The 19814-nt window shown below is 67.9% G+C and carries 22 protein-coding genes and 1 riboswitch; of the genes, 11 read left to right on the top strand and 11 right to left on the bottom strand.

The genetic code is table 11. The features are described 5' to 3' along the window. Positions 1 to 19: 19 nt before the first annotated feature. Entirely contained in the window at positions 20 to 1450 is a 1431-nt protein-coding gene (tldD, locus tag B2515_RS09705) for a metalloprotease TldD (RefSeq protein WP_293876003.1), read from the bottom strand. 18 nt (positions 1451 to 1468) lie between these two features. Beyond that, positions 1469 to 1702 (bottom strand): zinc-finger domain-containing protein, encoded by a 234-nt coding sequence (locus B2515_RS09700; RefSeq protein WP_293876002.1) that lies wholly within the window; start codon positions 1700 to 1702, stop codon positions 1469 to 1471. 109 nt (positions 1703 to 1811) lie between these two features. On the opposite strand from B2515_RS09700, the gene B2515_RS09695 reads away from it, so the two are divergent. After that, positions 1812 to 2735 (top strand): ABC transporter ATP-binding protein, encoded by a 924-nt coding sequence (locus B2515_RS09695; protein WP_293876001.1) that lies wholly within the window; start codon positions 1812 to 1814, stop codon positions 2733 to 2735. Between the two features lie 24 nt (positions 2736 to 2759). Then, positions 2760 to 4352, top strand: coding sequence for an L-aspartate oxidase (gene nadB / locus B2515_RS09690; protein ID WP_293876000.1), 1593 nt, complete (start codon positions 2760 to 2762; stop codon positions 4350 to 4352). Between the two features lie 45 nt (positions 4353 to 4397). Here nadB and B2515_RS09685 read toward each other — a convergent pair whose 3' ends face one another. Continuing rightward, the gene (locus tag B2515_RS09685; protein ID WP_293875999.1) at positions 4398 to 4913 is read right to left on the bottom strand and encodes a ferritin-like domain-containing protein; all 516 of its coding nucleotides are present in this window, start codon (positions 4911 to 4913) and stop codon (positions 4398 to 4400) included. A gap of 354 nt (positions 4914 to 5267) precedes the next feature. Between B2515_RS09685 and B2515_RS09680 the strand changes: the two genes are divergently transcribed. The 7 genes from B2515_RS09680 to B2515_RS09650 are packed head-to-tail and all read left to right on the top strand — an operon-like array spanning position 5268 to position 9392. Then, on the top strand, positions 5268 to 6530 hold the full coding sequence (locus B2515_RS09680) for a S41 family peptidase (RefSeq protein ID WP_414711382.1): 1263 nt from the start codon (positions 5268 to 5270) through the stop codon (positions 6528 to 6530). 54 nt (positions 6531 to 6584) lie between these two features. Next, complete coding sequence (locus tag B2515_RS09675) at positions 6585 to 7334, top strand: sulfite exporter TauE/SafE family protein (RefSeq protein WP_293875997.1); 750 nt, start codon at positions 6585 to 6587, stop codon at positions 7332 to 7334. Positions 7335 to 7377: 43 nt separating this feature from the next. Beyond that, positions 7378 to 7809: a pyridoxamine 5'-phosphate oxidase family protein gene (locus B2515_RS09670; protein ID WP_293875996.1), complete on the top strand. Its 432-nt coding sequence runs from the start codon at positions 7378 to 7380 to the stop codon at positions 7807 to 7809. Between the two features lie 27 nt (positions 7810 to 7836). Next, complete coding sequence (locus tag B2515_RS09665) at positions 7837 to 8145, top strand: alkylphosphonate utilization protein (protein WP_293875995.1); 309 nt, start codon at positions 7837 to 7839, stop codon at positions 8143 to 8145. Continuing rightward, positions 8146 to 8835: a uracil-DNA glycosylase gene (gene ung, locus B2515_RS09660; protein WP_293875994.1), complete on the top strand. Its 690-nt coding sequence runs from the start codon at positions 8146 to 8148 to the stop codon at positions 8833 to 8835. A 57-nt stretch (positions 8836 to 8892) separates the two neighbouring features. Next, entirely contained in the window at positions 8893 to 9177 is a 285-nt protein-coding gene (locus tag B2515_RS09655; protein WP_293875993.1) for a DUF427 domain-containing protein, read from the top strand. A 56-nt stretch (positions 9178 to 9233) separates the two neighbouring features. Then, positions 9234 to 9392: a DUF3892 domain-containing protein gene (locus tag B2515_RS09650; protein ID WP_293875992.1), complete on the top strand. Its 159-nt coding sequence runs from the start codon at positions 9234 to 9236 to the stop codon at positions 9390 to 9392. Between the two features lie 52 nt (positions 9393 to 9444). On the opposite strand, the gene thiC is transcribed toward B2515_RS09650, so the two are convergent. From thiC to B2515_RS09625, 5 genes are all read right to left on the bottom strand, one after another. Beyond that, entirely contained in the window at positions 9445 to 11343 is a 1899-nt protein-coding gene (thiC, locus tag B2515_RS09645) for a phosphomethylpyrimidine synthase ThiC (RefSeq protein WP_293875991.1), read from the bottom strand. A gap of 50 nt (positions 11344 to 11393) precedes the next feature. Then, a riboswitch (TPP riboswitch) is annotated at positions 11394 to 11484 on the bottom strand. A 73-nt stretch (positions 11485 to 11557) separates the two neighbouring features. Next, on the bottom strand, positions 11558 to 12541 hold the full coding sequence (locus B2515_RS09640; RefSeq protein WP_293875990.1) for a ferritin-like domain-containing protein: 984 nt from the start codon (positions 12539 to 12541) through the stop codon (positions 11558 to 11560). Positions 12542 to 12595: 54 nt separating this feature from the next. Beyond that, positions 12596 to 13711 carry a ferritin-like domain-containing protein gene (locus B2515_RS09635; RefSeq protein ID WP_293875989.1) on the bottom strand — a complete coding sequence of 372 codons (1116 nt, stop codon included), beginning with the start codon at positions 13709 to 13711 and terminating at the stop codon, positions 12596 to 12598. 227 nt (positions 13712 to 13938) lie between these two features. After that, positions 13939 to 15048 carry a ferritin-like domain-containing protein gene (locus B2515_RS09630; protein WP_293875988.1) on the bottom strand — a complete coding sequence of 370 codons (1110 nt, stop codon included), beginning with the start codon at positions 15046 to 15048 and terminating at the stop codon, positions 13939 to 13941. Positions 15049 to 15061: 13 nt separating this feature from the next. After that, positions 15062 to 16075 (bottom strand): ferritin-like domain-containing protein, encoded by a 1014-nt coding sequence (locus B2515_RS09625; RefSeq protein WP_293875987.1) that lies wholly within the window; start codon positions 16073 to 16075, stop codon positions 15062 to 15064. A 250-nt stretch (positions 16076 to 16325) separates the two neighbouring features. Here B2515_RS09625 and B2515_RS09620 point away from each other — a divergent pair, with 250 nt between their 5' ends. Together B2515_RS09620 and B2515_RS09615 are read left to right on the top strand one after the other, a co-directional pair. Next, a complete protein-coding gene (locus B2515_RS09620; RefSeq protein WP_293876040.1) occupies positions 16326 to 16874 on the top strand; it encodes a sigma-70 family RNA polymerase sigma factor in 549 nt (182 codons plus the stop codon). Positions 16875 to 16884: 10 nt separating this feature from the next. Beyond that, positions 16885 to 17619, top strand: a complete 735-nt coding sequence (locus tag B2515_RS09615; RefSeq protein ID WP_293875986.1) for an anti-sigma factor — start codon at positions 16885 to 16887, stop codon at positions 17617 to 17619. A gap of 57 nt (positions 17620 to 17676) precedes the next feature. Here B2515_RS09615 and B2515_RS09610 read toward each other — a convergent pair whose 3' ends face one another. The 3 genes from B2515_RS09610 to B2515_RS09600 form a co-directional block, all read right to left on the bottom strand. Continuing rightward, positions 17677 to 18558 (bottom strand): MipA/OmpV family protein, encoded by an 882-nt coding sequence (locus B2515_RS09610; RefSeq protein ID WP_293875985.1) that lies wholly within the window; start codon positions 18556 to 18558, stop codon positions 17677 to 17679. A 67-nt stretch (positions 18559 to 18625) separates the two neighbouring features. Then, complete coding sequence (locus tag B2515_RS09605; protein WP_293875984.1) at positions 18626 to 19042, bottom strand: DUF2141 domain-containing protein; 417 nt, start codon at positions 19040 to 19042, stop codon at positions 18626 to 18628. Further along, positions 18981 to 19796, bottom strand: a complete 816-nt coding sequence (locus B2515_RS09600) for a sterol desaturase family protein (RefSeq protein WP_293875983.1) — start codon at positions 19794 to 19796, stop codon at positions 18981 to 18983. The genes B2515_RS09605 and B2515_RS09600 overlap by 62 nt, the downstream gene beginning before the upstream one ends. Positions 19797 to 19814: the final 18 nt, after the last annotated feature.

Here is a 19814-nt window from a genome sequence, read left to right as displayed (position 1 = left end):
GATGCTTCCGTTACCGCGTTCAGGCCGTCGCCGTTCCACCCACCGTCAGCCCGTCCACCAGCAATGTCGGCTGGCCGACGCCGGCCGGCACGCTCTGCCCGCCCTTGCCGCACACGCCGATCCCCTCGTCCAGCGCAAAATCGTTGCCGATCCCGGTGACCTTGGTCAGGACCGTCGGGCCGTCGCCGATAAGCGTCGCGCCCTTGATCGGCGCGCCGATGCGGCCGTCCTCGATCAGATAGGCCTCGGTGCAGGAAAACACGAACTTGCCCGACACGATATCGACCTGCCCGCCGCCGAAGCTCTTGGCGAAGATGCCGCGCTTCACCCGGGCGAGCAGTTCGGCGGGATCGTCCTTGCCGCCCTTCATGAAGGTGTTGGTCATGCGCGGCATCGGCGCATGCGCGAAGCTTTCGCGGCGACCGTTGCCGGTCGGCGCGACGCCCATCAGCCGCGCGTTGAGACGGTCCTGCATATAGCCCTTGAGGATGCCGTCCTCGATCAGCACCGTCTCGCCGGTCGGCGTGCCCTCGTCGTCGATCGACAGCGAGCCGCGGCGATCCTGGATCGAGCCGTCGTCGACCACCGTCACCCCCGGCGCCGCCACCCGCTCGCCGATCCGGCCGGAGAAGGCGCTGGTGCCCTTGCGGTTGAAGTCGCCCTCCAGCCCGTGGCCGATCGCCTCGTGCAGCACGATCCCGGGCCAGCCCGGCCCGAGCAGCACCGTCATCTCGCCCGCCGGCGCGGCGACCGAATCGAGGTTGACCAGGGCATGCGCCAGCGCCTCGTCGATCCCGCGGTTCCACACCGCCGGGTCGAACAGCCGGTCGTAGAGATAGCGCCCGCCGATCCCGAACGTCCCGGTCTCGCGCCGGCCGTTCTGTTCGACGACGATCTGGATGTTGAGCCGCACCAGCGGCCGCACGTCGGTGGCGACGAAGCCGTCCGGCCGCACCACCTCGACCACGCCCCACGTGCCGCTGAGCCCCACCGACACCTGCGCCACGCGCGGATCGCGCGCCCGCGCCGCCGCATCGATCGTCTGGCACAGGTTCACCTTGTCGGCGAACGGCACCAGGTCGAGCGGATCGGCGTCGGTATAGAGGTGCCGGTTGTTGCCCTGCGGCGGCGGCGCCTTGGCCGCACTCGTCGGGTCGATCAGCGCCATCGTTTCGCCCGCGCGGCGGATCGCCGCCTCGGACAGTTCGTTGGCATGGGCGAAGGCGGTCATCTCGCCCGACACCGCGCGCAGGCCGAAGCCGGCGTTGGTGTCGTAGCTCGCGGTCTTCAGCCGGCCGTCGTCGAAGCCGAACGCCTCCGCCTTGCGGTACTGGAGGTAGAGTTCGCCGTCATCGGCGCGGCCGAGCGCATCGGCGGTGAGGCGCAGCGCCGCCTCGGGCGAAAGCTGGTCGCGGTACAGGAACGAGCGGGGATCGGCTGCAGATGTCATCCCGCCAATATAGGCGCGTTAAACGCTCGCGCCATCCGGATGATCGGGCAGCATGGATGGATCGACGCCGTCGGCCGGCCCGCCGATCAGCACGAAGCGGCGGTCGCAATAGCCGCAGTCGACATAGCCTTCCTCGTCGATCTGCAGGAACACCCGCGGATGGCCGAGCGCGGCACCGCCGGGAATGTCGGTGGCGCCGTCGCAGGCGACGCGACGCTGGGATACGCGGACGGTTTCGGGCGGCGGGATCATGCGGCTGCGGATAGCAAGGCCCGGCACCCGCTTCAATCCTTCCCGGCGCGGGGGCGATATCGGGGGAGGATTGTGTTGCGCCCGGGAAAGATCGGCGTATTCCGCGACCATGACCGAGGCCGCGATCCGCATCCAGAACCTCTGCAAAACCTATCAGGGCGGCAAGCGCGCGCTCGACGGGGTCAGTTTCGACGTGCCGCGCGGCCAGATCTTCGGCCTGCTCGGCCCGAACGGCGCCGGCAAGTCGACGCTCATCAACATCCTCGCCGGGCTGGTCAACAAGACCGAGGGACAGGCCGAGATCTGGGGATTCGACATCGACGCGCATCCGCGCAACGCCAAGGCGTCGATCGGCATCGTCAATCAGGAAATCCTGTTCGATCCCTTCTTCACCCCGATCGAGACGCTCAACATCCAGGCCGGGCTGTACGGCGTGCCCAAGGCCGAACGCCGCAGCCTCGAACTGCTGCGCGCGGTGCATCTCGAAGACAAGGCCAACGCTTATGCCCGCACGCTGTCGGGCGGCATGAAGCGGCGGCTGATGGTGGCCAAGGCGATGGTCCATTCGCCGCCGGTGCTGGTGCTCGACGAACCGACCGCGGGCGTCGACATCGAATTGCGCCAGCAGCTCTGGGCCTATGTCCGCGACCTCAACCGCGCCGGCGTCACGGTCGTGCTGACCACGCATTACCTCGAGGAAGCCGAGGAATTGTGCGACCGGATCGCGATCATCAACCACGGCCGCCTGATCGCCAACGAACCGACCCGCGAACTGGTCGGCAAGGCGCAGGAAAAGGTCGTCGCGGTGACCGTTGACCGCGACGTCGCGACGCTGCCCAGCAACGCCTGCTTCGGCAGGATCGTTCTCAAGGGCGCCCGCACGCTCGAGATCACCTATGCCAAGGACCGCGTCAACGCGGGCGAGGTGCTGGCGGCGGTGCAGCACGACGGCTTCGGGATCGTCGACGTGACGACGAAGGAACCTGATCTGGAAGACGTGTTCCTCAGCCTGACGCGCGCGTCCAATGTCTGACGCCTCCCGGACGGGAGGGCGCCGATGAGCAACACCGACGTCCTCATCGTCGGCTCGGGTGCGGCCGGCCTGACCGCGGCGCTCAACCTCGCCGACCGTTTCCGCGTCACCGTGCTCGCCAAGGGCGCGCTCAACGAAGGGTCGACCGCCTGGGCGCAGGGGGGAATCGCCGCCGTCCTCGAACCGGGCGACACGTTCGACAACCATGTCGAGGATACGATGGTCGCCGGCGCGGGCCTCAACGACCGCGATATCGTCGAATTCGTGGTCGAGAACGCCCCCGCCGCGATCGAGCGGCTGACGCAGCTCGGCGTCCCCTTCGCCACCGAGGGCACCGACGGCAAGGGAGCGCTCCACCTCACCCGCGAGGGCGGCCATTCGCACCGCCGCATCGTCCATGTCGCCGACGCGACCGGCTGGGCGGTGCAGGAGGCGCTGCAACGCGCCGCGGAGGCGCATCCCAACATCACTTTGGTCCCCGATCAGGTCGCGATCGACCTCGCCACCAGCCGCCATGAGCAGCGCTATTCGGGCGCAGGCAACGTCTGGGGAGTCTATGCGGTCGATCGCAACACCGGCCGCGTCAATCTCTACACCGCGCGGGCCACCATCCTCGCCACCGGCGGCGCGGGTCGCACCTACCTCTTCTCCACCGCCCCGCGCGGCGCGACCGGCGACGGCATCGCGATGGCGTGGCGGGCGGGTGCGCGCGTCTCCAACATGGAGATGATGCAGTTCCACCCGACCTGCCTTTACAATCTCGAGGTCAAGAACTTCCTCATCACCGAGGCGGTGCGCGGCGAGGGCGGCCGGCTCGTCAACCCGGCGACCGGCAGGCGGTTCATGTCGGACTATGACGCCGAGCGGATGGAGCTGGCGCCGCGCGACGTGGTGGCGCGCGCGATCGATGCCGAGATCAAGCGCTACGGTCTCGATTACGTCCATCTCGACATCAGCCATATGCCCGCCGACTTCGTGAAGGGCCATTTCCCCAACATCCACGACAAACTGCTCGGCCTCGGCATCGACATGACGACGCAGCCGATCCCGGTCGTGCCGGCGCAACATTACACCTGTGGCGGCGTGGTGATCGACCGCGACGGCCGCACCGACCTGCCCGGCCTCTATGCCGCCGGCGAATGCACCGAAAGCGGGCTGCACGGCGCCAACCGCCTCGCCTCCAACTCGCTGCTCGAATGCTTCGTCTTCGGCGAGGCGTGCGCGGATCATATCGCGGCGCATTGGGACACGCTGCCGCCGGTGCCGGTCATCCGCCCATGGGACGAGAGCCGCGTCACCGATTCGGACGAAGAGGTCGTCATCAAGCAGAACTGGACCGAGATCCGCCGCTTCATGTGGAATTACGTCGGCATCGTCCGCACGACGAAGCGGCTGGAGCGCGCGCAACACCGTATCCAAATGCTGACCGGCGAAGTCGCGGACTATTACGGCCATTTCCGCGTCACGCCCGACCTGATCGAGCTGCGCAACCTGCTCCAGACCGCCGAACTGATCGTGCGGTCCGCGCTGCACCGGCACGAAAGCCGCGGGCTGCACTATACGCTGGATTACCCGGAGACGCTGGCCGAGGCGGTCGATACGGTGCTGGTGCCCTGACCGCGTTGCACCCGGCGGCGACAAACCGCCGGGTGCGCGAAATGATCAGGCCGTGGCCAGTTCCGCCTGTGCGTTGATCCCACCGGTGGCGAGCTGCGTCAGCTTGTCGTTGGTCGCCTTTTCCTCGTCGAGCGTCTGCTGCAGGATCGCGGCGCACTCGGTCTTGCCAAGCTGCTTCGCCCAGGTGATGAGCGTGCCGTAACGGGCGATCTCATAATGCTCGACCGCCTGCGCCGCCGCGGTCAGTGCCGCATCGAGCACCGCCTTGTCGCTCACCTCGCCGGCGACCTCGTTCGCTTCCTTGATGATGCCGTCGATCGCCGGGCAGGTGACGCCCTTGGGCTGCATGCCCTCGATCTCGAACACGCGGCGCAGGCGCTCGATCTGGCCTTCCGTCTCGCGCAGATGCTGTTCGAACCCCTGGCGCAGCTGAACGTCGGTGGCCTTGTCGATCATCTTGGGCAGCGCCTTGGTGATCTGCTGCTCGGCATAATAAAGGTCTTCGAGTTGATGGACATACAGGTCTTGGAACGTCGCGATATCCTTGCTGAACAAGCCCATGATCTGTCTCCGATGATGTTGGAACGTGAATCTGTCGAACGAGCGGCGGCTCCCGCAAGTTGCTGAAAAAACAGATGATCCACATTAGTGCTGGCGTTCGACCCGAGGTGATTGCCGTCCGGCCGGAGCGGGCATAGGTTCACCGCTCCGGGGTGCGGGAGAGAATCGGTGGCGGTACGGCGTTCGGTGGCGTTTCTTGCGGTGACTGCCCTGCTGGCGGGGTGCGGCGGTGGTGGTGGTGGTGGATCGTCGGGCGCCACCGCAACCGGCGGATCGCCGACCACAGGTACGCCGACCCCGACCGTCGCCGCCGGCTGCACGCTCAGGGAGCGGCAGGACTGGGTCGCGGCGCAGATGCGCGAATGGTATCTGTTCCCCGATACCCTGCCCACCAGCCTCGACCCGACGCCGTACGGCAGCGTCGACACCTTTCTCGACGCGCTGACCGCGACCGCCCGGGCGCAGCGCAAGGATCGCTATTTCACCTATCTGACGTCGATCAAGGAAGAGACGGCCTATTACACCTCGGGCTCCAGCGCCGGCTTCGGCTGGCGGCTCGGCCTCGACAGCAACACGCGGCTGTACGTGACGGAGGCGTTCGAGGGCGCACCGGCGCTGGCGGCGGGAATCGATCGCGGGGCGGAAATCCTGGCGATCGGCACCTCGGCGAGCAACCTGCGGACGGTCGGCAGCCTGTACAACGCCGGCGGCAACGCGCTGGCCGATGCGCTCGGGCCGGACACGACGGGGACGACCCGCAGCTTCCAGATCCGCGACGCCGCCGGCACGCGCACCGTCTCGGTCGCCAAGACCGACTTCACGCTGACGCCGGTGTCCAGCCGCTATGGCGTGCAGGTCATTGCCGACGGCGGCCAGCGCTATGGCTATGTCAACCTGCGCACCTTCATCGATACCGCCGATCCCGCACTGCGCTCCGCCTTCGCGCAGTTCCGGGCGCAGGGGATCACCAACATCATCGTCGACCTGCGCTACAACGGCGGCGGGCTGGTCCGCACCGCCGAGCTGATGAGCAACCTGTTGGGTGCCAATCGCAACACGTCGGAGGTGATGAGCTACACCACCTTCCGCAGCGAGAAATCGGCGGAAAATTCGACGACCTTCTTCGCGCCGCAGCCGCAATCGGTCGCTCCGACCCGGGTCGCCTTTATCGGCACCGGCGGCACCGCCTCGGCGAGCGAGTTCGTCATCAACGCCTTCATCCCCTACCTTCACGCCAATGCGGCGCTGATCGGCACCAACACCTATGGCAAGCCGGTCGGCCAGATCGCACTCGACCGGGCGGCGTGCGACGACCGTTTGCGGGTGATCGCCTTCGCGTTGCAGAATGCGGCGCGCCAGGGGGCCTATTATGACGGGCTGGCGAATACGGTGGAGGCGAGCTGCCGCGCGGCGGACGACCTCGCCTATCCGATGGGCGATCCGCGCGAGGCGTCGACGCGTTCCGCGCTCGATTTCCTGCAGGGCAAGAGCTGCACGCGGATCGGCGCGTCTGCCAGTGCGGAGGCGCGGGCGCTGTCGGCGCCGGTGACCCGCGTCGCGCTGACCCCGTCCGGCGAGATGTCGACCGCGCAGCGCGAGGTGCCGGGGCTGTTCTGACGACGGCGGTCGCATGAGGTGACGCCGGCACGGCGAGCGGCTAGCGCGGCGATCATGCTCCACGACCCGCTGTTCCTGATCGTCGCCGCGACGGCGGTGATCCTCGTCGGCCTCGCCAAGGGCGGGCTGTCCGGACTGGGCGCGCTCGGAACGCCGCTGCTCGCGCTGGCGGTCGCACCGGTACAAGCCGCCGCGATCCTGCTCCCCATCCTCGTCGTGCAGGATGCGGTGAGCGTCTGGGCGTTCCGGCGGACGTGGGACGGCTGGGTGATTGGCTGGATGCTCCCGGGTGCGCTGCTCGGCATCCTCGGCGGCTGGACGTTCGCGGAGGTGCTGCCGGCGCAGGCAGTGATGGCGATGCTGGGCGCGATCACCGCGGGTTTCGGCGCGTGGCGGCTGTGGATCGAACGCGGCGGGCGCGCGGTCGCCGCCTCGCGCTCGCCGGGCTGGGTCGGCAGCCTGTTCGGGATCGGCATGGGCTTCGCCAGCCAGATTGCCCATGCCGGCGGGCCGCCGTTCCAGATGTGGGTGGCGCCGCGCAAGCTGCCGCACGAACGCTTCGTCGGCACCGGTGCGATCCTGTTCGCCATCGTTAACTGGGCGAAGGTGCCAGCCTATCTGGCGCTCGGTGCGTTCGACCGTGCGACGCTGACCGTATCCGCGGCGCTGCTGCCGCTGGCGATCCTCAGCACGCTGGCGGGCGTCTGGCTGATCCGCCGGATGCGCCCGGCGCGCTTCTACGTCCTCGTCTATCTGCTGATGGTGCTGCTCGGCGCGAAGCTGCTATGGGACGGGATCGGCTGAGCGATCCGGCGCGTTCATACCTGCAACCACAAGGAGCGGATGCGTGACGAAAACCCTGGCCGACCTGTCGAAGGCGATGCGCGACATCGATTTCGCGATGCTCTCCACCCATACCGACGGCGGCGCGATCGCGGCGCGGCCGATGAGCAACAACCAGCAGGTCGATTACGATGGCGACAGCTATTATTTCACGATGGACGACACGCGCACCGTCGCCGACATCACCCGCGATCCGCAGGTCAGCCTCAGCTTCCTCGGCAAGAGCGGCCTGCTGGGGATGCGCCCGTTCTTCGTCGCGGTCGAGGGCCATGGCGATCTGGTCCGCGACACGGCGGCATTCGAGGAACATTGGTCGCCGGATCTCGACCGCTGGTTCGAACGCGGCACCGACACCCCCGGCCTCGTCATGATCCACGTCCGCGCCGCCCGCCTGCATTACTGGGATGGAGAAGACGAGGGCGAGATTTCGCTGTAGGGCGCCCCTTTCGAAAGGGGGATTGCGATGCAGGATGACGACAGCTTCGTGTACGACGAGGCGAGCGGCGAGTGGATCAGCGCGGCGGACGCTGCTGCGGCGGCCGCGTCTGCCGGGACGGGGGTCGAGGTGCGCGATGCCGTCGGCAACATATTGGCCGATGGCGATCAGGTGACGCTCATCAAGGACCTGACCGTCAAGGGCGCCGGGCAGACGCTGAAGCGCGGCACGCTCATCAAGAGCATCCGCCTGACCGGCGATGCGCAGGAGATCGACTGCAAGTTCGACGGGATCAAGGGACTGGTCCTGCGCGCCGAATTCGTGCGCAAGCGCTGAATGCGGCCGAGGATCGATCCGAGCTGGGAGACGCCGCTGGCCGAGGCGCTGGCGCGGCTGCCGGCGCTGAATGCCTTCCTCGACGCCGAGGCCGGGGCGGGCAAGGCGATCTACCCCCCGGCCGAGGATCGCTTCCGCGCGCTGGAACTGACGCCGCTCGACGCGGTGCGCGTCGTGATCCTCGGACAGGATCCCTATCACGGCCCCGGGCAGGCGCATGGCCTCAGCTTCTCGGTCCGCCCGGGTGTGAAGGTGCCGCCGAGCCTCGCCAACATCTACAAGGAATTGCATGCCGACCTCGGCATTGCCCCGGTCGGGCACGGATGTCTGGAACATTGGGCGCGACAGGGCGTGCTCTTGCTCAACACGGTGATGAGCGTCGAGGGCGGCGAGGCGGCGTCGCATCGCGGGCGCGGCTGGGAGGCCTTCACCGACGCGATCATCCGCGCTGTCGCCGCGAGGCCGGAACCGGTCGTGTTCCTGCTATGGGGTGCGCACGCCCAGGCCAAGGCGGCGTTCGTGCGCGGCATCGATCAGGGTGGCGCGCATCTGGTCCTCAGCGCCCCCCACCCCTCGCCGCTGTCGGCGTACAAGGGCTGGTTCGGCAGCCGCCCCTTCTCACAGACGAATGCCTTCCTGATCGCGCATGGCGCGCCACCGATCGACTGGGCGCTGCCGCCGGCGCCGTGACCCGCATCCTTCGCGCCATGCCGGGGGTTAAACCCGCAGAGACAAGGAGAGACGGACATGACCGAAGCCTGGTGGAACGGTACGCGTATCGCTGCGAGCGACGACATCGTGACGGTGGAGGGCAATGCCTATTTCCCCCTCGCTGCGGTGGATGCGGCGGTGCTGCGGGACAGCGCGACGACCAGCGTCTGCCCGTGGAAAGGGACCGCGCATTATTACACGCTGGCGGTGGACGACGCGGAGAACCGCGACGCGGCGTGGTATTATCCGACACCGAAGGACGCGGCGCGGGAGATTACCGGGCGGGTGGCGTTCTGGAAGGGCGTCGACGTGCGGGGCTGATACCACGTTCTATATGGGCGCGGCCGGGGCGGTCATACATGCGAGAGTAGCGCCCCTTGGTATTTGTCGGGCTTCTGAACACCTTTCCGGCATGCTGCCATGGCAGTACCGTTCAGGTAATTGTAGCGCGCAGCGTGTCGGGCAATAAATATCTCAAGACACAGAGCGACGGGGAGCAGCCTAACAATCTGCTCAGCCTGCCGGAATGCCCATAATAGACGATTGATTTCCAGAGCGGCCCCGTCTTTACGACGGGGCCGCAATGCGTCACTCCGCCGCGGGCAGGTAAACCTCGCTCCCCTTCTCGCGGAACCGCTCGCTCATCTGCGCCATGCCGGCTTCGGCGTCCGCCACCGAGCCCTTGCCGTTCGCGAACAGCGCGCGGTCCGCGTCCGCTTCGTCCGCCGCGAGGAACGTGTCCGCCGGGGCGTTCTGCTTCGCGGCAAAGTCGCGGACTTCCTGCGTGATCTTCATCGAGCAGAATTTGGGGCCGCACATCGAACAGAAATGCGCGGTCTTGGCGCCTTCTGCCGGCAGAGTCTGGTCATGGTAGGATTCGGCCGTGTCGGGATCGAGGCTCAGGTTGAACTGGTCGCGCCAGCGGAAGTCGAAGCGGGCGCGGGACAGCGCGTCGTCGCGCATCTGCGCGGCGGGGTGGCCCTTGGCGAGGTCGGCGGCATGGGCGGCGAGCTTGTAGGTGACGACGCCGACCTTGACGTCGTCGCGGTCCGGCAGGCCGAGATGCTCCTTGGGCGTGACGTAACACAGCATCGCGGTGCCGTACCAGCCGATCATCGCGGCGCCGATGCCGCTGGTGATATGGTCATAACCCGGCGCGATGTCGGTGGTGAGCGGCCCGAGCGTGTAGAAGGGTGCCTCGCCGCACACTTCGAGCTGCTTTTCCATGTTCTGCTTGATCTTGTGCATCGGCACATGGCCGGGCCCTTCGATCATGACCTGCACGTCCTGCGCCCAGGCGCGATGGGTCAGCTCGCCGAGCGTATAGAGCTCGCTGAACTGCGCCTCGTCGTTCGCATCGGCGATCGATCCCGGGCGCAGGCCATCGCCGAGGCTGTAGGCGATGTCATAGGCCTTCATGATCTCGGTGATCTCGTCGAAGCGCTCGTAGAGGAACGATTCCTTGTGATGCGCGAGGCACCATTTTGCCATGATGCTGCCGCCCCGCGACACGATGCCGGTAACGCGTTTCGCCGTCATCGGGATGTAGGGTAGGCGGACGCCGGCGTGGATCGTGAAATAGTCGACGCCCTGTTCGGCCTGTTCGATCAGCGTGTCACGGAAGATCTCCCACGTCAGATCCTCGGCGATGCCGCCGACCTTTTCGAGCGCCTGATAGATGGGGACGGTGCCGATCGGCACGGGGCTGTTGCGGATGATCCATTCGCGCGTGTCGTGGATGTTGCGCCCGGTAGAGAGGTCCATGACCGTGTCCGCGCCCCAGCGGATCGACCAGACGAGCTTGTCCACCTCTGCCGCGACGTTACTGGCAACCGCGGAATTGCCGATGTTGGCGTTGATCTTGACGAGGAAGTTGCGGCCGATCGCCATCGGTTCGGATTCGGGATGGTTGACGTTGTTGGGGATGATCGCACGACCGCGCGCCACTTCGTCGCGAACGAATTCGGGCGTGACGTAATCGGGGATCGACGCGCCGAAGCTTTCGCCGTCGCGCTTGTAATCCTTCAGCATCTCGCGCCCCAGATTTTCGCGGGTCGCGACATATTCCATCTCGGGCGTGATGATGCCGCGGCGGGCATAATGCATCTGGCTGAGGTTCATGCCCGCCCTGGCGCGCAGCGGGCGGCGGACGGTGTTGGGGAATTGCGGCACGCCGCCCGACCGGTCCGGGCCGAGCTGGCCATTGTCTTCGGGGCGCAACTCGCGGCCGTCATAGGCCTCGACGTCGCCCCGCGCCTCGATCCACTGCCGGCGTAGCTGCGGCAGGCCCGCCATGATGTCGATGCGGGCATCGGGATCGGTATAGGGGCCCGAGGGGTCGTAAACGCGCAACGGGGGTTCGCCCGACGACGGGTCGAGATGGATCTCGCGCATCGCGACGCCGAGTGGGCCGACATGGACCTTTTTCGATCCGCGAATGGGACCGGTGGTGACGCCGATTTCGGTACGGGCAGGAACGTCGGCCATGTGTCGTCTCTCCAGTATCGGAGCGAGGACGGATCACGGGTGGCGACCGCTCCCTCCCTCCGCCGGTGTCAACCGGATCAGGTTCAGCGGGTCGAAGGCTGCGGCCTTCCTCTCAAGCGTGCGATAACGCTCCCCCGGGGATGCGGGGGTTGTACGCGCTTGGCGCCTGCACGCCAATGAAAAAGGGCCGCCCGGTGGGGCGGCCCTTCATCGCTCAACCGCTGGCGGCGGAGGTGCGGATGTTGCCGGCGATGCCGGAGGGGAAGAACCCGCCCGCGGCGACCGCGGCCTTGTTGAGGTAGACGATGTTGAGCACCTGCCCCGTCGACCGGCTGTAGGCGAGCCCGTTCGTATCGGTGGGAACGATGTTGGCGGTGGTCGCGTCGCCGATGCCCTGGTCGACGTCGCTGCCGCCATCGAGGCTGTCACGCGCGTCCGAGATCAGGCGGGCGTTGGTGAAGATCGACGGGGCATCGATTCCCTTGCGGTACAGCACCGAGCGGATCAGCCCGGCGTGATAGCTTTCGGTAGCGAGGATGCCGGCCGCCGCCTCGATGAAGGTCTTGTTGCCGATCAGTGGCGAGGCGCCCTTGTAGGCGGAGACGCCGACGTCCTCGAACAGATAGGCGCCAAGCAGGAAGTTGATGTCGTTGGCATAGGGATTGAACACGTCGCTCGACCCCACAACGTTGGCGGCGCGCGCCGCCGCGGTGAAGGCGCCGGTCGCGTCGCCGGCGATGTTGATCGCGGGCATCGCCACCGCCGAGCCGCCAAGGACGGTCTTGAGGAAGGTGACGTGCTGCACCTCGTCGAGCGCAATCTCGCGCGCATATTGCGCGACGATCGGGTCGGAGAAGGGCACCGCCGCGCCGCCGGTGACCGTACCGACGGTGCCGACGCCGCTGGTCAGCCCTGCGGACAGCGGCTGGCCGAACGCTGCCCAGCTGTAGAACTGCGCCTCGAGATATTCGAGGTTGAGCGCGAAGTTGAGGATGTCGGCATCCGCGGCGACCGACGTCGCCGTCGAACTGGGCGTCGGCGTCGGCGTCGGGTCGTCGCCGTCGCTGCCGCAGGCGGCGAGCAGCGCGAGGCCGCCGGCCGAGGCGGCGGCACCACCGGCATAGCGCAGGAAGTTACGGCGTTCGGCACGGCGGGCGGCGATCGCGTCGAGGACGGTGTCGGTCGGAAGGTCGGTCATCGGGTTCAATCCCCTGAATGCTTTGAAGGACGCAGCTGGCGGATCGGCGCCGGATCAGGAGACGGTGGCCGCCTTGATCGTGCCGTTGAGGCCGGACGGGAAGAATCCGCCCGCACTCGTCGCCGCGGCGTTCAGATAGACGATGTTGAGCACCTGGTTGGGGCTGCGGCTGTAGGCGATGCCGTTCGCGTCGGTCGGCATGATGTTCGACACCGCGAAGGTCGGCGTCGGCGTTGCGGTCGCGGTGGGCGTTGGGGTCGGTGTGGGCGTCGGCGTCGCGGTCGCGGTCGCGGTCGGCGTCGGGGTAGGCGTCACCTGGCCCGGCGCGGCGCTGGTGCCCGGCGTGATGCCCTGGTCGATCTCGGTCCCGCCGTCGAGGCTGTCGCGCGCGTCGGAGATCGACTGGACCTGCGCGATCAGCGTCGATCCCGTCACGATGCCCTTGCGGTACAATTCGGTGCGGATCGTTGCGGCATGATAGGCCTCGACCGCCAGGATACCGGCCGCCGCCTCGATATAAGTCCTGGTCAGCAACGGCGCCGCGCCCTTGTAGGCGGTGACGCCGACGTCCTCGAAGATGAACGCGCCGAGCAGGAACGTCTCGTCGTTGAGATAGGGGTTGAAGGTCTGGCCGGCGCTGATGAGCTTGGCGGCGACCGCAGCGGCGGAAAAGGCGCTGTTCGGCCCGACCGAAATATCGATCACCGGTTGCGCGACCGCGACCGTGCTGCCGAGCGCATTGCGCAGATAGGTGACGTGGGCGAGTTCGTCGGCGGCGATCTCGCGGGCGTAGCGCGCGATTACCGGATCACTGAACGGCACCTGCGCCCCGCCACGCACCGCGCCGGCCGTCCCCGTGCCGGTCAGCAGGTTGGCAGGCAGGCCGGCGCCGGTGGTGGCATAGGCGTAATATTGCGCTTCGAGATATTCGAGATTGAGCGCGAAATTGAGGATGTCCGGATCGGTATAGACCGGGGTCGGGGTCGGCGTGGGGGTCGCCGTCTGCGCCCGCGCCTGATCGGCCAGCGTCAGCGCGGACGCCCCGGCGGCGGTGACCGCCATCGCGCCGATCGCGGTCTTGAAGAAGTCGCGACGCTGTTCGCGACGCGCGACGCGGGCGTCGAGCGCCGCGGTCAGGATGGCGCTGTCGATATCGGTACGGGCGGTCATTACTCGGGTTCTCCCCATCGCGCGGGCGGTTTGCGCGCCGCCCAGGATAGCCCTGCCGTTCCGCATCCCGCCCGGTGCGTCAACCCCGACCGCGCCGGAATCGGCCGATCGGACGGACCAAGCGGAGGAACCGCCAATGAAAAATCCTCCCCCGACGCCCGTAAGGGCATCGAAGGAGGATCGATCATCGGCGCGCCAGGAGGGTGGCGCGCCGAAGGCGGGGAGGATCAGCCGAGACCGACGGTAAAGGCCGGGTTCGGATTGTTGGTGCCGGCCGGGAAAAAGCCGCCGCTGGTGCGGTTGGCGCCGGTGGCGTTGAGGTACACGATATTGTGCACCTGTTGTGTGGTGCGGCTGTAGGTGAGGCCATTCACGTCGGTTGGGACGATGTTCGACACGCCGGTCGCGAGGACGCCGATGTTGGTGCCGCCGATCCCCTGGTCGGTATCGCCGGTGCTGGCGGTGGTGCCGTCCGGCGAGGCGCTGCCCGCGGTCGGCGTGGTGCCGCCCGCCAGCGTCCCCGTCGCGGTGCCGTCGGCGGCGTCGCGCAGGTTCGAGATCTGCTGCGCCTGGGTGATGAGGTCGCGGTTGGTGACCCCCCGGGCGTAGAGGATCGTGCGGACCAGACCGGCGTGATAGGCCTCCGCCGCAAGAATCCCCGCCGCCGCCTCGAGATACATCGCCGAGATGACCGGCGATGCGCCCTTGTAGGCGGTGACGCCGACGTCCTCGAAGATGTAGGCGCCGAGCAGGAAGTTGGTCGGGTTGAGATAGGGATCGAACGTCGCCGTCGCGCCCGAGATCACCCCCGCCGCCCGCGCCGCCGCCGAGAAGGCGCCGTCCACGGTGCCGGAGATGTTGATCGCCGGCTGCGCCACCGCCGCACTGCCGAGCGCGGTCCGCAGGAAGTTGACGTGCGCGATCTCGTCATAGGCGATCTCGCGCGCATATTGGCCGATCAGCGGATCGCCGGTGAAGTCGACCGCGCGCGGGAAGCCAGCGCCCGACCCGGTCACCACCGACCCCTGCGTGCCCGTCCCGGTCAGCGACGCGGCCGGCAGGCCGGTGCCGAAGGCGGCATAGCTGTAGAATTGCGCCTCGAGATATTCGAGGTTGAGCGCGAAGTTGAGCACGGCCACGTCGGTGCTGACCGCCGGCGTGGGCGTCGGCGTCGGGAAGGGCGTCGACATGGCGTCGTCGTCACCGCAGGCGGCGAGCAGCGACAGGCCGCCGACGGCGGCGACGCCACCGACCGCGGTCTTCATGAAGGCTCGGCGCGCGTGGCGGCGGGCGGTGGTCTTTTCGATGATCTCGAGGATCGATGTCTCGTGGGTCATGATCGCGCTCCCCTCAGTTCGCGCCGCTGGAGCGGATCGCAGTGTTGCCGTTGTTGATGCCGTTGGGGAAGAACCCGCCCGCGGTCACCGATCGGGGATTGAGATAGACGATGTTGAGCACCTGCGCCGGGGTGCGGCTGAAGGCGAGCCCGTTGGTATCGAGCGGCACGATGTTCGACACGGTCTGGCCCGACACGGTCGTCGGCGAGATGCCCTGATCGAGATCGGTGGTGCCGTCGACCGAATCGCGCAGGTTCGAGATCGCATCGGGATTGGTGCGCAGCGCCGGTACGGTCAGCCCGCGCGCATAGAGCGCGGTGCGGACGATCGCGGCGTGATAGGCCTCGACCGCGAGGATGCCGGCGGCCGCCTCCAGATAGGTCTTGTTGTTGATGAGCGCGCCGGCCGCGCCCTTGTAGGCGGTGACGCCGACGTCCTCGAAGATGAAGGCCGCCTGCAGGAAGCTGTTGTCGTCCGCATAGGGATCGAAGCCGGTCAGCGCCGGCGTCGTGCTGGCCGCCGCGGCCGCGAAGGCACCGCCGGCGGCGCCCGAGATGTTGATCGTCGGCTGCGCGGCGATCAGCGCGTCACTGGTGCCGGTGCCGCGGATCGCGGCGCGCAGGAAAGTGACGTGCGCGATCTCGTCCTGCGTGATCTCACGCGCATAGGCGGCGATCGCGGGGTCGGTAAAATTGACCCGGCGTGCCGATCCGGTGCCGGTGCCGGTGACGACCGCACCCTGCGTGCCGACGCCGCCGGTGAGCAGGTTGTTGGGCAGCCCCTGTCCGGTCGAGGCGTAGCTGTAGAATTGCGCCTCGAGATATTCGAGGTTGAGCGCGAAGTTGAGGACGTCGACCTCCGACGGGCCGGTCGTCTGCGCCTGCGCTTCGCTGGCCAGCGACATCGCCGCGGCACCGGCAGTGGCCACCGCCGCCATGCCCATCACGTTCGTAAAGAAACCGCGGCGTTCTTCGCGCCGCCTCGCCCGGGCGTCGAACGCCTCGATGATCTGATCCGTCTGGGTCATGGTCAGCAACCTCCCTCACCTTGTCGGCCGCACCGACGTCGTTCCGCCACGCTGACGAGACGATCCACGGGAAACCTCCGGCAGCTACGTTCCGGATGCGGGAAAGGATGCCAGCAACAAAAAGAAAAACCTTGATCTCAACGCGTTGCAACGCAACAAATATCGGCGTCGACCGGACGATATATTGCGACCCGGCAGAACTGCGGCTAGTCTTTCAACCGTGCAGCACCCCGATCAGCCCCGTCTCGACATGGCCCGTGCGGCATTGGTCGAGGCGTTGATCCGCACCGGCCGGCACGATCGCGACGCCTTCCGCGACGTCTATGCGATGACGTCGGCGAAGCTTTTCGGGATCTGCCTGCGTATCTGCGTCGACAGGCAAGGTGCCGAGGACGTGTTGCACGACGTGTATCTGACGATCTGGAACCGGGCGGACGGCTATCAGCCGGGACGCGCGAGCCCGATTTCCTGGCTGGCGACGATCGCGCGCAACCGCGCGATCGACTGGCGCCGGCGACAGGGTCGCGGGCGGGCGGCCCCCCTGGACGAGGCAGACACGATCGCCGACGGCGCGCCGCGGCAGGATGACGCATTGCTCGCCGAGGAAGCGCAGGCGCGGCTGCACGAATGCCTGGAGGGGATCGAAAGCCGCCAGCGCGGCGCGATCCGCAGCGCGTTTTTCGGCGGGCTGACCTATGCCGAACTGGCCGAGCGGCAGGCGGTGCCGCTGGGGACGATGAAATCCTGGGTGCGGCGCGGCCTGCTGGCGTTGCGGGGGTGCCTCGATGCCGGCGCCTGAAGACCCCGCCATGCCCGATCCCGATATGCCCGATCCCGACATGATGGCGGCCGAACTGGCGCTGGGCGTGCTGGAGGGCGACGAGCTCGCCGTCGCGCTGCGGCGGCTGGTGCACGAGCCCATGTTCGCCGCGGCGGTCGAGCGGTGGCGCGACTGGCTGGCGGCGCTGTTCGCGGACTGGCCGGCGGTGGATGCCCCCGCCGGGATGGCGGCGCGGATCGAGGCGTCGATCGACCGGTCGCAGAATCATGGCGTGGCGGGCGACCCGGCGGCAGCGAACGACAACCAGCGAGGCTGGCGGATGCTGGCGCTGGCGGCGAGCATCGCGGCGTGCCTGTTGCTGGCGGTGACGGCGATGCTGGCGCTGCGGCCGGCGCCGGCACCGGTGCGCATCCCCGTGCCGGTCGCCGGACCGGCCCCGCTGATCGCGGCGATGGCGCCGACCGGCGCGGGCACACCGGTCGCGGCCGCCTACGATCCCGCGCGCGGGACAGTGCGGATCGCCGGCGCGGTCGACGTGCCGGCCGGGCGATCGGCCGAATTGTGGGTGATCCGCGGGACCGAGGCGCCGCGCTCGCTGGGCGTGGTCGCGGATGCGACGCGGGCCGAACTGACCGTACCCGCCGCGCTGCGCGGCGTGATCGGGGCGGATGCGGTGCTGGCGATCTCGATCGAGCCGGCCGGCGGCTCGCCGACCGGGGCACCGACCGGGCCGGTGGTGGCGGCGGGCAAGCTCAGCGGGTGACGTGACCGGGGACGACCGGGCGGAGGGCGCGTCGATCCGCCCCCGCCCCGTCGTCGGTCAGAAGGTGTAGGCGAGCCCGACCGCGCCGAGCCACTGGTTCTTCGACCCGGCGATGCCGACCAGCGGGCTGTCGGCGAAGTCGTTGAGCATGCGGCGATAGGTGCCGCCGGCGACGACCTTGAACCCCTTCAGCAGATTGCCGGTCAGCGAATAGGTGGCGAGGCCGCCGAGCGTATAGTTCTTCCAGCCGCCGCGCGCATTGTAGGTCGGCAGGCCGCTGGCGATCGTCTGCGTCGGCGACACCGAGAAATAGGTGGTCGCATAGCCGCGGCCGGCACGCTCGGCCGTACCGAACAGCGCCACCGCCGCCTTGGTGCTGAGCGGGGTGATATAGTTGACGCTCGGCTGCCAGATGCCGCTGTCGTGCGCGTTGCTGACGTCATGGCGATAGCTGACCGTCACCGACAATTTGTCGTACGGGCTGGTGATGACGCCGGTCTTGCCGATGCCGACATAGCCGCCGAGTTCGATCGCGGTATCGACCTTGCCGAGCGCACGAACGCGGGGATCGTCGATGTTCTTGAGGCTGTTGCGGTTGAAGTTGACGACGCCGATCGGGCCTGCCTGCAGGTCCCAGGTCGTTCCCGGCCGGTTGGGGATCAGATCGACGCTCAGGCGGTTGCCGGCGAGCGTGAAGCCGAAGCCCTTGATCGAGCCGATCGCGGCGGGGGCCGGCGTCCAGCGATAGTCGTTCGAGCCTTCGTAATCGGTGAGGTAGACGCCGGCGGCGCCGATGGTGACCGAATCGCGGTCGAGGTCGAATTCCGCCGCGGTGCTCGCCACCGACCCGGTGCCGGGCGGGACGTCCTGCGCGAGCGCGGGCGAAACGAGAGAAACGGCGGCCGCGAGCGCGAGCGGCAGGACAATCTTGACGGACAAAGGAGAGGCTCCAAACCTGTTACGAGGCCGTAACGCGGTCAGGTCCGTTATTATCCGACCGATTGTGTCAGAAGATGTAACGCATCGTGATCTGTTGCTGATTTGCATCACTGGTCACCGCGAAGCGGGCGGCGGCGAAGCGCGGCGGGCCGAAGCGGATCGCGGGATTGCGCGAGAAGCCGAAGCCTTCCTTGGGGATGCCGGCGAAGGTGTCGAGCTTGGCGTTGCCGTTCTCGTCGTGGATCACCGCGACCGCATAATTGCCGAGCGGCAGGCCGTCGAAGCGCATCGCATGCGCGCCGGCCGGGACCGAGCGGGTGACGGCATCGGCATCGTCGACGCAGGCGGGGAAATTGTCCGGGTCCGCGGTCAGGCAGACGCGCAGCATCCCCCTGGCCGAGCGCATATGGTCGACGCCGACGTCAAGCCGCGCGATCGGCGCCGCGCCGAGGACCAGCGCCGCCGCCGGCAGCAGCGCGGTCATCCGCAACGCCATGGCGTGCCGCCGCCCGGGCGTGCGTGCGTGCGAAGTCGCCGATGCCGCGATCGGTGCCGCACAAACGATCCCAGAAACGGAAGTAGAGCCCATAATTGCATCCATATTGTTCATGGTGGCGTTGGTGATGACTGGCGGTGATAAGCCATCCCCCCAATGGCCCCCGCCACATGAACCTCGGGAAAACCTCCCAACCCATGTGATTGGTTACGCCCATAACGGTCATGACCGCCAGCACGAAGCCCAGAGCGCCGACGTGGATCGGAATTGCCAGCACCAGTAGCGGAATTGCCACAGCCCCGGTCACCGCCTCCAGCGGGTGGAAGGCCATCGCGGCCCAGGCGGTCGGCGGGCGGCTGGCGTGATGGACGGCATGCGCCGCGCGGAACACCGCCGGCCGGTGCATCCAGCGATGCGTCCAGTAGAACCAGGTGTCATGGAGAAACAGGTAGATGCCAACCGACACCGGCAGATACCAGAGCGGGAAGGCGTGGACGTCCTCGTAGATCCGCGTCCAGCCGTGCGCCTTCCACCCCCAGGCGAGCACGCCGGCGGGGATGCCGTAGATCGCCGCCGAGGCGAGGCTCCACGCCACCTCGCGCCGCATCTGCGCGTCGAGCCCGGTGTAGAGGCCGGGATGGCGCACCCGCGTCGCCGCGGCGAACGCGCCTGAGACGATCAGATAGCGCACGCCGACGATCAGCGTCATCGCCAGTGCGGACAGGGTGATCGCGATCAGCATGGCGCGGGCTTAGCCGAG

The sequence above is a fragment of the Sphingomonas sp. UBA978 genome, assembly GCF_002292295.1.
Taxonomy (GTDB): domain Bacteria; phylum Pseudomonadota; class Alphaproteobacteria; order Sphingomonadales; family Sphingomonadaceae; genus Sphingomonas.
Note: the sequence above shows the minus strand (reverse complement) of the source record. Positions and strands in the feature narration are given on the sequence as shown.

Coding starts and splice junctions, on each gene's coding strand:
- tldD (WP_293876003.1), bottom strand. CDS start 1,450: ATGACATCTGCAGCCGATCCCCGCTCGTTCCTGTACCGCGACCAGCTT.
- B2515_RS09700 (WP_293876002.1), bottom strand. CDS start 1,702: ATGATCCCGCCGCCCGAAACCGTCCGCGTATCCCAGCGTCGCGTCGCC.
- B2515_RS09695 (WP_293876001.1), top strand. CDS start 1,812: ATGACCGAGGCCGCGATCCGCATCCAGAACCTCTGCAAAACCTATCAG.
- nadB (WP_293876000.1), top strand. CDS start 2,760: ATGAGCAACACCGACGTCCTCATCGTCGGCTCGGGTGCGGCCGGCCTG.
- B2515_RS09685 (WP_293875999.1), bottom strand. CDS start 4,913: ATGGGCTTGTTCAGCAAGGATATCGCGACGTTCCAAGACCTGTATGTC.
- B2515_RS09680 (WP_414711382.1), top strand. CDS start 5,268: ATGCGCGAATGGTATCTGTTCCCCGATACCCTGCCCACCAGCCTCGAC.
- B2515_RS09675 (WP_293875997.1), top strand. CDS start 6,585: ATGCTCCACGACCCGCTGTTCCTGATCGTCGCCGCGACGGCGGTGATC.
- B2515_RS09665 (WP_293875995.1), top strand. CDS start 7,837: ATGCAGGATGACGACAGCTTCGTGTACGACGAGGCGAGCGGCGAGTGG.
- ung (WP_293875994.1), top strand. CDS start 8,146: ATGCGGCCGAGGATCGATCCGAGCTGGGAGACGCCGCTGGCCGAGGCG.
- B2515_RS09655 (WP_293875993.1), top strand. CDS start 8,893: ATGACCGAAGCCTGGTGGAACGGTACGCGTATCGCTGCGAGCGACGAC.
- thiC (WP_293875991.1), bottom strand. CDS start 11,343: ATGGCCGACGTTCCTGCCCGTACCGAAATCGGCGTCACCACCGGTCCC.
- B2515_RS09640 (WP_293875990.1), bottom strand. CDS start 12,541: ATGACCGACCTTCCGACCGACACCGTCCTCGACGCGATCGCCGCCCGC.
- B2515_RS09635 (WP_293875989.1), bottom strand. CDS start 13,711: ATGACCGCCCGTACCGATATCGACAGCGCCATCCTGACCGCGGCGCTC.
- B2515_RS09630 (WP_293875988.1), bottom strand. CDS start 15,048: ATGACCCACGAGACATCGATCCTCGAGATCATCGAAAAGACCACCGCC.
- B2515_RS09625 (WP_293875987.1), bottom strand. CDS start 16,075: ATGACCCAGACGGATCAGATCATCGAGGCGTTCGACGCCCGGGCGAGG.
- B2515_RS09620 (WP_293876040.1), top strand. CDS start 16,326: ATGGCCCGTGCGGCATTGGTCGAGGCGTTGATCCGCACCGGCCGGCAC.
- B2515_RS09615 (WP_293875986.1), top strand. CDS start 16,885: ATGCCCGATCCCGATATGCCCGATCCCGACATGATGGCGGCCGAACTG.
- B2515_RS09605 (WP_293875984.1), bottom strand. CDS start 19,042: ATGACCGCGCTGCTGCCGGCGGCGGCGCTGGTCCTCGGCGCGGCGCCG.
- B2515_RS09600 (WP_293875983.1), bottom strand. CDS start 19,796: ATGCTGATCGCGATCACCCTGTCCGCACTGGCGATGACGCTGATCGTC.